Source organism: Peptoniphilus sp. HMSC062D09 (assembly GCF_001811425.1).
Lineage (GTDB): Bacteria > Bacillota > Clostridia > Tissierellales > Peptoniphilaceae > Peptoniphilus_A.
In genome coordinates, this window is record NZ_KV804710.1 from 14,914 (window position 1) to 28,359 (window position 13,446).

The 13,446-nt window shown below is 36.3% G+C and carries 8 protein-coding genes and 1 pseudogene; all 9 read left to right on the forward strand.

All coding sequences use genetic code 11. From position 1 onward, the window contains the following. Positions 1 to 244: 244 nt before the first annotated feature. Positions 245 to 2,587 carry an S-layer homology domain-containing protein gene (locus tag HMPREF2801_RS09050; protein WP_083303716.1) on the forward strand — a complete coding sequence of 781 codons (2,343 nt, stop codon included), beginning with the start codon at positions 245 to 247 and terminating at the stop codon, positions 2,585 to 2,587. Between the two features lie 602 nt (positions 2,588 to 3,189). After that, positions 3,190 to 3,624: a universal stress protein gene (locus tag HMPREF2801_RS05305; protein WP_070611038.1), complete on the forward strand. Its 435-nt coding sequence runs from the start codon at positions 3,190 to 3,192 to the stop codon at positions 3,622 to 3,624. Positions 3,625 to 3,994: 370 nt separating this feature from the next. Beyond that, on the forward strand, positions 3,995 to 5,137 hold the full coding sequence (locus tag HMPREF2801_RS05310; RefSeq protein ID WP_070611040.1) for an acyl-CoA dehydrogenase: 1,143 nt from the start codon (positions 3,995 to 3,997) through the stop codon (positions 5,135 to 5,137). Positions 5,138 to 5,155: 18 nt separating this feature from the next. Further along, complete coding sequence (locus HMPREF2801_RS05315; protein ID WP_019125416.1) at positions 5,156 to 5,953, forward strand: electron transfer flavoprotein subunit beta/FixA family protein; 798 nt, start codon at positions 5,156 to 5,158, stop codon at positions 5,951 to 5,953. A gap of 14 nt (positions 5,954 to 5,967) precedes the next feature. Continuing rightward, positions 5,968 to 6,975 (forward strand): electron transfer flavoprotein subunit alpha/FixB family protein, encoded by a 1,008-nt coding sequence (locus tag HMPREF2801_RS05320; RefSeq protein WP_070611042.1) that lies wholly within the window; start codon positions 5,968 to 5,970, stop codon positions 6,973 to 6,975. A gap of 260 nt (positions 6,976 to 7,235) precedes the next feature. Beyond that, on the forward strand, positions 7,236 to 8,159 hold the full coding sequence (locus HMPREF2801_RS05325; protein ID WP_070611044.1) for a branched-chain amino acid transaminase: 924 nt from the start codon (positions 7,236 to 7,238) through the stop codon (positions 8,157 to 8,159). 586 nt (positions 8,160 to 8,745) lie between these two features. Further along, positions 8,746 to 9,783, forward strand: a pseudogene (locus tag HMPREF2801_RS05330) (adhesin domain containing protein); the annotation flags it as partial. A gap of 222 nt (positions 9,784 to 10,005) precedes the next feature. Next, positions 10,006 to 12,903 carry a G5 domain-containing protein gene (locus HMPREF2801_RS05335; protein WP_070611048.1) on the forward strand — a complete coding sequence of 966 codons (2,898 nt, stop codon included), beginning with the start codon at positions 10,006 to 10,008 and terminating at the stop codon, positions 12,901 to 12,903. Further along, a partial coding sequence (locus HMPREF2801_RS05340; protein WP_210394460.1) for a G5 domain-containing protein occupies positions 12,903 to 13,446 on the forward strand: 544 nt, incomplete at its 3' end. The genes HMPREF2801_RS05335 and HMPREF2801_RS05340, both read left to right, overlap by 1 nt.

Consider the following 13,446-nt stretch of genomic DNA (forward strand, 5'->3'; position numbering starts at 1 on the left):
AAAAATTCAATAGGAAAAGGCAAATTTATCGTAATTTAATAGATATTTTAGTTAGATAATAAATATTGTTTAAAACTAATGGTAAAAAATGAATTTAAGAGTTTATTATTTTATCCTAGTAATGTTACAGAATAATTAAATTTATTAAGATTTTGTAAAATCTTAAATGTTTTTACTTTCTTTGGGTATAATAGTATCGAGGAAAATGTTTTTAACATTAATAAAATGACGAGGAGGAGAGTTTATGAAAAACAAAAAATTGCTTAGTTTATTTCTTGCAGTATTAATGCTTGTTGCAATTCCATTTAGCGTATTTGCAGAAGTTGATGCTGAAGAAACTAAGTCAGAAGGACCTGCAGTTGTAAAAACTGTAGAAGAAAAAGAAGCAACTGAAGAAGAAACACCACAAGAACCAGCTAAGGAAGTTGTTGAAGCTACTGAAGAAGTGGAAGAAGCAACAGAAGAGCCTGCTGAAGAATTAGAAATTGGTGAACCACTAATGTCACCACCTCTAAAAGCACCATTAACAGATCCAGTTAAAGTTACTTTTAATTATAATAATGATGAAGGTAAATCTGATTCAAAAAATGTAGAAAAAGGTACTGAAGTAGATTTACCAAAAGATGGTGGAATCAAGGAAGGTTTTATTTTCGATGGTTGGTCTAAGGGTGGCACTAAAGTAACAACTGACAAAGTAAAAATAACTGAAGACACAACTTTTGAAGGACAATGGAAAGCAGAACCAACAAAACATACTGTTACTTTTAAAGATGGAGATACAGAAACACTTGTAAAAGTTGTTGAAAATCAAAAAGTTCCTAAACCAACAGATCCAACAAAAGAAGGATATAATTTCTTAGGTTGGTATGATGGCAATACAATATTTGATTTTAACACTGCCATTACAGCAGACAAAACTTTGACTGCAAAGTGGGAAGCTAAACCAGTTCTACCAGTAGTAAAAGCTCTTAATATTTCTGAAAGATCCTACTCTAATGGAAGATTCTACGGCAAGGTAACTGATAGTGATGGCGTTGCAGTTGAAGGTGCAACAGTAAGTCTTTACAACTACAACGGATTTCTTGTAAGAACAGCAGGACCTACTGATGCCAATGGATATTTTGACATCTATGTAGGCGATTACTATTATGGCTACTACGATGGCTACTATTATGATGATTATTACTATGATGATTTTTATTATGATGGAGTTCGCTATTACAGAGACGGAAATAGATGGTATTACTATGACGACGACAATGTAAAACACTGGACAGACTATAGACCATATTGGAGTGGCAAATATTATGGTAAATACTATGATGGAAGATATTATGGTGGCTACCTACTAGCAAGTAAAACTGATTACACTACTTCTGCTAAATATTATTTAAATGACGGAAGATATTGGGACGGATATTACTACAACAAATACTACTATGATGACTACTACAACAGGTACGATCACAAAGTTTATCCAACAGACATTACTAGAACAAATTATTCTGTAAAAGGATATTTAAAGGGATACCCTAGCAGAACTGTATATGTTTATGACGATGGAGTTTATCTTGGCAGTGATGTAATTGATTCAAATGGTTACTTCAGCGTAACTTGGAACAGCCCTTATGTAGCAACTGGAAGAAGTCTTGACTACTATGTAAATGGAAAATATGTATCTGACTCTGGATATTCAGGAGCACCAATTGTTAACCCAGTTTCTGCAGGCTCAACATTTGTAAGAGGAACTGCAGGAGCTAATGCCACTGTAACTGTTTATGATGCAAGTGGAATTAAACTTGGAAGCACAACTGCAGGCAATACTGGTATCTACAATGTTACTCTAAATAGAGCTCTAAGAGCAGGCGAAGTTATCACTGTTGAAGCTAAGGAAGCTGGAAGAGTAGCAAGAACTACTAACTACACTGTTGGCGGCCAAGCTGTTTCTACAGAAAAAGTTAGCCAACCTGCATATATTGCTGGATTCCCTGATGGAACATTTAAACCAGGCAAAGAAGTTACTAGAGCTGAAGCTGTAAGAATGTTTGTTAAACTTGTTAATAATGGCGCAGAACTTCCTAAGAACCCAACTACAAGCTTCAAGGATGCCAACAACGCTTGGTACTCTGATGAAATTAACTATGCAGTAGCTAAGGGATTCATCAAGGGATACTCTGATGGAACATTTAAACCAAACCAAGCTATCACAAGAGCTGAATTTGCTCAAATGATTTCTACCTTTGTTAAAAATGGTTATCCAGGAACTGGAAGCTTTAAGGATGTAAAGGGTCACTGGGCATCTGATGCAATAAGTGCACTTTACGGCAACAAGAACATCAAGGGCTATGGAGATGGCACATTTAAACCTGATCAAAAACTTACTAGAGCTGAAGCTGTTACAATTTTGAACTCTGTATTTGGTAGAAATACTAAATCAAATTCCTTCGCAAATGTAAGTGAAGCTGGACTAAAGAGATTCTCCGATGTATCTAAGAGCCACTGGGCATACTATGAAATCTTAGATGCTTCTAACGGACACAATGCAGCTAAGATTGAAGGCATGGACCAAGTAAGTATTTGGCAATAAAGATGATTTTAACTTTATAAAAGTTAATATGTAATATGAATGAAGGCGGCAAGGAAACTTGTCGTCTTTATTTTATTTGTAGAAATTTTTATGTTACAAAGCGTGGCTCTTGGGAAGGGAAAGTTTTTAAAATTTTTTTGGAAGGGATAAGGGGGAAGAATTAAAGAATGGAAATTAAATTAAGTCGATAATAAAAGTAAGACGATAAAAAAAATACAGACCATAAATAAATCTAAGACCCATAAAATTTCGCCACTTTATAAATTTTTCGCCCTTCCTAAATTTTTCACCCTTCCTAAAATTTTCAAAGCCAGCTAAACTTTTATTGATGGTGAAATATTTGCCCTTAAAGAAACTTTTATGAATGGCTAAATTTTTCAAAGTCAGCTAAATTCTTCAAAGTCAGCTAAATTCTTATTAATGGTGAAATATTTGCCCTTAGAGAAACTTTTATGAATCCCTAAATTTTTAAAAGCTAAGAAATCTTAAAGTTATTACTGTAACTTTATAAAGAATTACAAGGCTATTTTAAAAGTATTTTTTTTGGGGTATAATTAAAACAGAAGATAATAGAAATTTGAACTTATTTATAGGAGGTAAAGATGAAAATATTAGTACCAATTGATGGATCAAAGTCTTCAAAAAAATCAATCGAAGTTGCAAGAGACATGGGACAAAAATTAGGAGCAGATCTTTTAATTTTGACAGTTACTCCAGAAACTTCAATTTTTGAACAATATCCAGCAAACTTTAATTTTACTCTTGAAATAGACAAGGCTAATGTTGAAAGAGCAGAAATGATACTTAAGGACGCAGAAACAGATTTAAGCGGATATCCAAACAAGGTAGAAACTTTTTACACTTCAGGAAATCCTGGCGAACAAATCTGCAAATTTGCTGACGAAAAAGATGTTGACTTTATTGTAATGGGCAACAGGGGACTTGGTGCCTTCTCAAGAACACTTCTTGGCTCTGTTTCCAACAAGGTTATCAACCATTCAAAGAAATCTGTACTTGTAGTTAAGGCAGATATTTAATAAGGGGCGGGTCACCGCCTTTTTATTTTGTAAAAATTTTGTGATTTTTTGAGGCTATATTGAAATTTAATCTAAATTTATTTTATCTTGTGTAAATTTTTATAAAAACCTTATCCTAATTTAAAATAAATTAAAAATTTGGCAGGGGATTTAATACTTTTAGTTAAATAAAATGTAGAAATTCTTTATAAATTTTGCCTTTGAAGAAATTTTTTTACTTTAATTTCAATTTCAAAGTTATGGCAAATTTATTTTTCTAGTGACTTTTTAAGCAAATAAAACCTTGAAAAACAAGCGCATAATGATATAATAGAAATAACGTATGTTAATTAAATAACATTCTTTATAATAATTGTTAGGGGGATTTTAAATGGATTTTAGAATGGACAAGGAACATCTATTGTTACAACAAATGTATCGCGCATTTGCTGAAACTGAAGTAGAACCTGTTGCCGCTGATGTTGATGCGACAGAAGAAGTTCCTATGGAAAATGTTAAAAAAATGGCCAGATATGGTTTCTTTGGAATACCATTTCCTAAAGAATACGGTGGACAAGGTGCAGACTATGTAGCTTACGCTATGGCAGTAGAAGAACTTTCTAAGAAATGTGCTACTACTGGTGTTATTGTTTCTGCTCACACTTCACTATGCTGTGCTCCAATTTATGAAAATGGAACAGAAGAACAAAAGAAAAAATATTTACCAGACTTACTAGCAGGTAGAAAAATCGGTGCTTTCGGTCTTACTGAACCAGGTGCTGGTACTGACGCAAGTGGTCAAAGAACAACTGCTGTACTTGATGGTGACGAATACGTACTTAACGGATCAAAGATCTTTATTACAAACGCAGGATTTGCTGATGTATTTGTAATCATAGCAATGACTGATAGATCTAAGGGAAATCACGGAATTTCTGCTTTCATAGTTGAAAGAGGAACTCCAGGATTTAAAGTTGGAGAACCAGAAGACAAGATGGGTATCAGAGGTTCTTCTACTTGCGAACTTATCTTTGAAGATTGTAGAATTCCTAAAGAAAATCTTCTTGGAAAAGAAGGTAAGGGCTTCAAACTTGCAATGAAGACTCTTGATGGTGGTAGAATTGGTATCGCATCTCAAGCTCTTGGTATTGCAGAAGGTGCAATTGACGAAACTGTTAAATACACTTCTGAAAGAAAGCAATTTGGTAGAAGAATTTCTCAATTCCAAAACACTCAATTTGAACTTGCAGATATGAAAACTACTGCTGAAGCAGCTCAACTATTAGTTTACAGAGCAGCTGACGCAAAGGGTAATGGCGAAGCTTACGGACATTATGCAGCTATGGCTAAATTATTTGCAGCAGATGCAGCAAGTGATATTACTAGAAGATGTCTACAATTATTCGGTGGATACGGATACACTCGTGACTATCCAATTGAAAGAATGATGAGAGACGCTAAGATCACTGAAATTTACGAAGGTACATCTGAAGTAATGAAGATGGTTGTATCTGGCTGGATGGGCGTTAAATAATCGGAAGGAGTATTATAGATGAATATAGTAGTATGTATTAAACAAGTACCTGATACTAATGAAGTTAGACTTGACCCTGTTACTAACACTCTTATTAGAGATGGTGTGCCAAGTATTATAAACCCTGATGATAAATCAGGTCTTGAAGTAGCACTTAGACTTAAAGATGAAAATCCAGATATCCATGTAACAGTTTTATCAATGGGACCTCCACAAGCTGAAGCTGCTCTTAGAGAAGCTCTTGCAATGGGAGCAGACGATGCAATTCTAGTTTCTGACAGAGCTTTTGGTGGAGCCGACACTTGGGCTACATCTTGTACAATCACTGCAGCTCTTGAACACTTAGATTTCGATCTAATTGTTTGTGGTAGACAAGCTATCGACGGTGATACTGCACAAGTTGGACCACAAATTGCTGAACACATTGGAGTTCCACAAGTTTCTTATGTTGAAGAACTTGAACTAGATAAAGACATGAAGGGTATTACTGTTAAGAGACAATTCGAAGACAGATACCATACAATTAATGCTAAATTCCCATGCTTAATCACTGCAATTGCAGAATTAGCAGAACCTAGATATATGACAATTGGTAAAGTTTTTGAAGCTTACCAAAAAGAAATCAAAGTTTGGGGTCTTGAAGATATTAAGGACAAACTTGATATGGCAAACATAGGACTTAAGGGATCACCTACAAAGGTTAAAAAATCTTTCCCTAAACAAGGTAAGGGCAAGGGCGTTCTTTTAACTGATCTTACTGCTGACGAAGCAGCTCAAGCTATCGTTGCTAAACTTCAAGAAAAGTATATTATCTAATTGGGGGTTTAAAAATGAGTAAAGATGTATTTGTATTTATAGAACAAAGAGACAATAAACTTGAAAAAGTTGGTATAGAACTTTTGGGAAAGGCAAGAGAACTTGCCGACGCTCTTGGACAAGATGTTGTTGCAATGATTCTTGGCGAAAAAGTTAAGGACCACGCAGAAACTCTTATTAGACACGGAGCTGACAAAGTTCTTGTAGTAGAAGATGAAATGCTTAAAGAATATGTTACTGAACCATATGCTAAGGCAATCACTCAAATTATAAAAGAAAAAGATCCAGAAATCGTAATTTACGGTGCATCATCAATAGGTCGTGACCTTGCTCCAAGACTAGCAGCAAGAATTCACACAGGACTTACTGCTGACTGTACAAAACTAGAAATAGATGAAGAATCTAAAAACCTTATGATGACAAGACCTGCTTTCGGTGGTAACCTAATGGCAACTATCCTTTGTGAAGACTTTAGACCACAAATGGCAACAGTTAGACCTGGAGTTATGCAAGCACTTGATTCTGATGCTTCAAGAAAAGGTGAAGTTGAAGAAATTAAAGTTGACTTCACTGACGCTGACATGAATGTTAAGGTACTTGACATTGCTAAACAAGCATCACAAAAGAAAGACATCACAGAAGCTAAGATCTTAGTATCTGGTGGTCGTGGAATCGGTGGACCAGAAGGATTTAAACCTCTTCAAGAACTTGCTGACAAACTAGAAGCAGAAATTTCTGCATCAAGAGCATCAGTAGATTCAGGTTGGATAACTAAGGATCACCAAGTTGGACAAACTGGTAAGACAGTTAGACCAGAACTTTACTTCGCAATGGGTATCTCTGGAGCAATCCAACACGTTGCAGGTATGGAAGACTCTGATCTTATCATAGCTGTAAACAAAGACCCTGAAGCAGCAATTTTTGAAATTGCAGACCTTGGTGTAGTTGGAGACATCAACGCAGTTGTTCCAAAACTAATAGATGCAATCGAAAGAGAACAAAAAATTAAAGCTGAAATTTAATTTTAAATAAAATTATATTTAAAGAGGTTACAAGATTGTAGCCTCTTTTTTCTTGGGAATTTTTGGGATTTTTAAGTTTATAGGACGAGTTGTAAAATAAAATTTGACACAAATAAATTATCTTGAAAATTTTACGCAAGCAAAAAGCTTATAATTAATGCCCTTGCATCCTAAAAAACTCTTGGATTCTGCCAGGAAAAGTGATAAAATTTAGTACAATAATTTTATAATTAGAAAAAATGAATTACTGGAGGGTAGACATGGACAAATCTTATGTTTTTTACAATGGCGAAATAGTTGAAGAAGAAAAGGTGTCAGTTAGCATTAGGTCGAGAGTCGTAAATTATGGCTTAGGAGTTTTTGAAGGCATTCGTGCCTATTGGAGCGAAGAAGATGAGGAACTTTATGCCTTCAAACTCATAGAACACTACAAGAGATTTTTGCAATCAGCAAAGGTAGTTAACTTAAAAATTGATTACACTGCAGAAGAGCTTGCAGACTTTACAATTGAACTTTTGAGAAAAAATGGCTACAAGCAAACTACTTATATAAGGCCACTTGCCTACAAGGATACAAAAACTGTAGGTGTAAGTATTGAGGGTCATGACGATGATGTAGTGGCAATTTATTTGCAGCCAATGGGCAAGTATATGAAGCAAGAAGAATTTAGGGTTAAGGTCTCATCTTGGGTGAGAATTGCAGACAATATGCTTCCGCCAAGGACTAAGGCAACAGCAGGTTACCTAAACTCTGCCCTTGCATCCCTAGAAGCAAAAAGAGCAGGCTACGATGAAGCAGTCCTATTAAATAGAAATGGCTATGTATGTGAAGGCCCTGGCGAAAATATTTTTATTTACAAAAAGGGAAAATTAATCACACCGCCTGCATCTGACGACATCCTAGAAGGCATCACAAGAGATATAGTAATGCAACTTGCCAGAGAAGAACTTGGCATTGAATGTGTGGAAAAATCAATTGCAAGAACTGAACTTTATAATGCAGATGAAGTTTTCTTCTCAGGAACTGCCATGGAAGTTGCCCCAGTAGTTGAAGTTGACGACATAAAAGTTGCCGATGGAAGACCAGGCGAGCTCACAATGAAGTTAAAGGAACTTTTCCATGACTTGACTCATGGCAAGAATGAAAAGTACAAGGACTCACTTAGACCAGTTTATGGCAAATAATTTTAGTTTAATATAATTTATAAAATTTTATAGAATAAAAGAATAAAGTCGGCAGGAAAAATCCTGTCGATTTTTTGGTATCAAAAATTTTAGGGAAATATAAATTACAAAAATCTTTGAAGATAAAAAATTTTTAAAATAAAAAATTTTTCTGGCAAGACTTTGAATAAAAAAACAAAGTACCAAGTGACAATTATAAAAAATTTATTAAAATATCTTATTATTTGTTATTTGAGCTAAAAATGATAAATCATATTAAATTAATATTAAATTTTTGTAAACATGTGGAAATTTACTTGAAAAATATTACACTTTGTGATTAAATAGTAGAATTGAACGGTATACATTATCGTATATCAGGTTATTAATGGCATAGTTAAATCCGAATAGTTTAAAATTAAATTGATTTCGGATTTTTTTGTTGATTTAGACGATTTAAATACAAGACTGGTATTAAATAAAAATCTTATGCCTTAAGTGTAGAAGTTTATATTTTATTTTAAAGGAGTAGAAAAGGATGAACCCAATTAAGAATGGAAAAGAGGTCTTTGCCGTACTTTCCATGGCGACTGTTATGTCAATATCCATGTCTGTAAAAGTAAATGCAGCATCAGAAATTGATGCGGCTGCAGAATCAGCAGCTACGGCAGTTGTCCAAAGTGAAAACAAAAACCATGCAAGTAGTTTTAAAGAAGTAGTTGCAAATTCAGAAGAAAGTTCTGAAAAAAAGGAAGAAATTTCTGCTATTGATTCAAAAGAATCTAGCGCAGGAGAAAATGTTGCTGTAGTGGAATCGGCTAATTCTCCTGAAGTATCAGGGGATAAGAAAAGTGAAGCACTTCCTTCTCAAAATCCTAGTACAGAAAGCGAAAATGTTGAAGGAGCTAATGCTTCAGACCCTAGTGAAGCTACAGAAGAAGCTTCAGCTGTAGATGAAAAAGCGTCTACAGAAAAAATAGCTAGTGAAGCAAATGCTGAAGATGAAAAGGCAAGTGAAAATTTAGAGACATCAGAAGAAAAAGTTGAAGCACCTCTTAGAGATGGGCAAGAAGCCACTGAGCCGAACTATGCCGAAGACGAAAAGAAGATCCAAGACTATAGCGAAGAGGAACGCTATCGTTCTACCGAGATGGAACAGGGCAATGGCACAAGTTATTCCACGGTAGACACACCTAGCATGGATTTCAAAGATGGATTCAGATATGATACCTTAGAACCATCTGCGACAAGTGATGATAAGACCCAATGGGGTCTCGAGATGGAATTCGACAAGGAAAAGGGTCAAAGAACCTACACTGACTTTTGATTTACCAACTCTGGGAACCAAGCGGGTGTCCTTGATACCGGAAATATTTCTGCCAATGAGGTAGGAGACAAGCTTTCGGAAAAGGGAAACTTCAATGATCCTACTTATAAAGCAAAAGCAGAAGTCGAGATTACTGGCTCTAGAGCTCAAAGGAACGAAAATCTTTATTCAACGAAAGAGGATCTAGAGCATATCAACAGTGTCAATACCAAAGATCCTACCATTATAGCTTGGGAAGGAAAGTATAAAAAAGACAATGCTAACGGTCTCAAAGCCACTCAAGGGCCCAATTCCAGTTTTACCTTCTCGGTAAACCCATGGCCAAATGAAAACGACAAGCTTGACTTAATTAAGCTTAACGGCAGTCATGACCAAAAGGAATTTGTCCAAGGTCAAACCATTACGACCAATGTAATAGTAGACAATTTAGATGACAGCGCCAGAGAAAGACTAGTCGGCCAAGTCTACCATCCTCTTACAGGAGAAGTTGTTCCGGGAGCTAAGGCTTATATAAATGATGAAGGCAAAGTAGTCGTTGAAATGCCTGAGGGAACAATCAATGCAGACGGTTCGATTAACGAAAATTCCATCTTCTACAAGGATGCCAAATATAAGGGCATCCAAAACCTGGAAGTTAAATTTTTTGCCCGTCCAAGAACGGCAGATGAATTTAGAGCCATTGTTGAGAGCAATGGTGGCTATGGCTATTACACAGAAACAGGTGCCGGCACAAAGAAGATTAACCACGATGGTAAAGAAGTTGAAGTTGATCTCCAAGGCATCGACCGCTACGACCACTACAACCTTATCGGCGGCTTTAAGCTAAACCTTGATGATACTCGTTACTATGATCAAGGATTTATTGATGGAAATGAAAAAGATACTTCTGAACACACACATTCAAAAGTAAAACCAGGAGAAGAGTTTGAGGTAGATCTTTATGTTCCAGAAGATAAAAAAGATAAAGATGGCAATCTTGATAAAGACGCATTTCCAAACCAAAAGACCACAGAGGAAATGGAAGCTGCCAAAGATGCGAACCAAGCAATCGGATCCATCGACACCAGCTTTATAGATAAAATCAATGAAGGCAAGGCGGAAGAAGATAAGTGGGTCTTGGACTATGATGAAAGCACCCTTCCCACAACTCTTAAAATAACTCCACCAAAATCAGCCAAGGCAGGAGATTTTGTGGCAGTACCGTTAACTTACACTTATACCAATGGATCTACAGATGTCCACTGGTTCCATTTTGTTGTCCAAGAATCAGACTACATTAAGCCGGAATATGACGCTCAAGTTAACTTCCCTGCCAAAGAACAAACATCATCTGCTACAGTAAAAGATGACGGTAAAAGGATAACGCCGGACCACTATACACTTCCGGATAACTTAGAAACCGATGAAGCAGGCAATAAACTTGTTACTGATGACAGTGGTAACAAATGGACTGTAACCCTTGACGGAAAAACAGGTAAAGTAAGTGCCAAACCTGTAAATCCTTTAGACTTTAACGGTGGGGAAAAGCTTACAGTACCGGTTATTTCCCACTATAAAGATGATCAAAAACCGGGCGAAGACATTACAGAAGAAACAGAGGCTTACTTTGTAATCGAAGAAAAAGCCAATATGACTGCCCGCTACAACGCACAAGCCGGCAAGGCTGGAGACGAGCTATCTTCTAATGCTATCCTAAATGAAGAAGATCACTATAACAGAAGACCGGGCAAGTACACCCTTGATTCTGATACTTTTGTTGATGACAAGGGCAATACCTGGAAAGTTACAATCGATGAAAAAACAGGTAAGGTAACGGCGACAGTTCCCGAAGGTGTTCCTAACGATAAGCTTGATGGAGCCCTTCTCAATGTATCAGTAACGACACACTATTATGAAGAAGACGGTACCCTTGAAGTTGGAACCAAAAAAACGGAAGTCCAATTTGTAGCAACGGGGACGGAATTAAACAGCCCACAATACAATGTGTCTATCGGCGACGGAAACAGTGAAATGACAAATTCTGTCATTATCAATGCCGACGCTAAAAAAGAGAGCCCTTCATCTTATACAATTGATGAAACCAAAACCTACACAGATGACAAGGGTAATGAATGGATTGTTTCTGTTGATGGAAAAACCGGCGAAGTAAAGGCAAGACCGAAGGACGCAAGCAAGCTTAAAGGCGGAGAAAAACTTCAAGTTCCCGTAACCGCTCACTATGGCGACGGAGAAACAGCTCCAACTCAAAAGACGACAGCGGAATTTGTTGTAAAAGACAAAGAATATGCAAGCCCGGATTACGCTGCCAAAGTTGTAAAAGTCGGAGAAACACAAAGTGCCACTGTAGAATTAACTGATGGGGACAATTTAAAGAAGCAAACAAGCTATACTTTAGATTCCAATACTTTTGTAGATGACAAGGGCAATACTTGGACAGTTACTATTGATCAAGCAACCGGTAAAGTAACAGCCACAGCACCTACAGCAACTGAGGGAAAAGTACTCGAGCTTGACGGCGCTTTGTTGAACGTACCTGTAACGGCTCACTATGAAGACGCAACCGGAAAAGAAGTTACTAGAAAGACTTCCGTTCAATTTATGGGTACAGGAACACAAGGTAGCTATCAATTTAAAGAAACAAAGCCTTTCGAAACAACAGTGGAATATATTGATGACCCCACTCTTGCTCCGGGTGAGTGGAGATATAAGGAAGTGGACGGAAAGAAACTAACGGGTAAGAATGGTTCTGTCACTTATAAAGTTACCATTAAAGACTCTGTGGTCCAAGAAGATGAACCTGAGACTGTTGATAAAAAAGACCCAGTTAATGCGGTTATTCAAATCAATAAGCGAGACTACACCGGAACAGTAACTCACACAGAAAAAATTGAAACACCATTTGAAGTTGAATACGAATACTCCACAGAACTTGAAGCTGGTCAATCACAAATTAAACAAAAGGGCGAAAAAGGTTCTTACGATTTAGTTTATTCACAAAAGATTAAAAACGGCCAGGCTGATGGAAAAGCTACAACTTCCAAAGAAAATGAAAAAGAAGCTAAGAAAGAAATCATCGTTATCGGCATCAAACCTGTAGAAAATGTTGTTGAAAAACCATTCGACACAGAATATATCTATGACGAAAACATGGAAGCAGGTAGGGAAGAAGAAGTCACTGCAGGTGTCAATGGTAAAACAACTACAACAACTTCTTACGATCAAAAAGAAAATAAACTTGTAAGTAAGGAAGAATCTACAGATCCGACAAATAGAGTCGTAAGAATCGGTATAAAACCTGTAACGAAAGAAGTAGAAACTGATTACGGTACAAAAGTTATATACGACGACCAACTTGAAGCCGGTAAGGTAGTAGAAACTGAAGGCGAAAAGGCAAGACTACAATTACAACTTCTTATGATAAAGACAAGAATGAATTAGTGACAACAGAAGAAAAAACAGATCCGAAAGATAAAATTGTAAGAATCGGCATAAAACCTGTAGAAAAAGAAGTAGAAACTGACTACAAGACAAGAATTGAATATGACGCAAATCTTGAAGCTGGCAAGGTAGGAAAAACTGAAGGCAAAAAAGGAAAGACTAAGATCACAACTACTTTCAACCAAGAAACTAATAAATTAGAAACAACAGAAGAAGTATTAGAAGAATCAAAAGACGAAGTTATAAAGATTGGCACAAAAGCAGCTGAAAATACAACAGAAGTAAGCAAGGAAGTTGGTACAAAGATTGAATACATCTATGATGATGATCTTGAACTTGGTAATGTTATTTTAGGAGACTTTACACCTGGCAAGGTTGTAACAAAGGTTGTTCAAAAATATGATCCAGCAACTGGAGAAATAACAACAGAGGAAAAAACGACTGTAACTCCAGGAGTGCAAAAGATTGTAGTTGGAACAAAGAAAACTGATAATACTTGTCCAATGCCAGATCCAGATCCAAGCAATCCGACAGATCCAAGCA

Excerpts from the sequence above, each read along its gene's own strand:
- HMPREF2801_RS05335 (WP_070611048.1), top strand. The coding sequence starts at position 10,006 with ATGCCTGAGGGAACAATCAATGCAGACGGTTCGATTAACGAAAATTCC.
- HMPREF2801_RS05320 (WP_070611042.1), top strand. The coding sequence starts at position 5,968 with ATGAGTAAAGATGTATTTGTATTTATAGAACAAAGAGACAATAAACTT.
- HMPREF2801_RS05305 (WP_070611038.1), top strand. The coding sequence starts at position 3,190 with ATGAAAATATTAGTACCAATTGATGGATCAAAGTCTTCAAAAAAATCA.
- HMPREF2801_RS05325 (WP_070611044.1), top strand. The coding sequence starts at position 7,236 with ATGGACAAATCTTATGTTTTTTACAATGGCGAAATAGTTGAAGAAGAA.
- HMPREF2801_RS05310 (WP_070611040.1), top strand. The coding sequence starts at position 3,995 with ATGGATTTTAGAATGGACAAGGAACATCTATTGTTACAACAAATGTAT.
- HMPREF2801_RS09050 (WP_083303716.1), top strand. The coding sequence starts at position 245 with ATGAAAAACAAAAAATTGCTTAGTTTATTTCTTGCAGTATTAATGCTT.
- HMPREF2801_RS05315 (WP_019125416.1), top strand. The coding sequence starts at position 5,156 with ATGAATATAGTAGTATGTATTAAACAAGTACCTGATACTAATGAAGTT.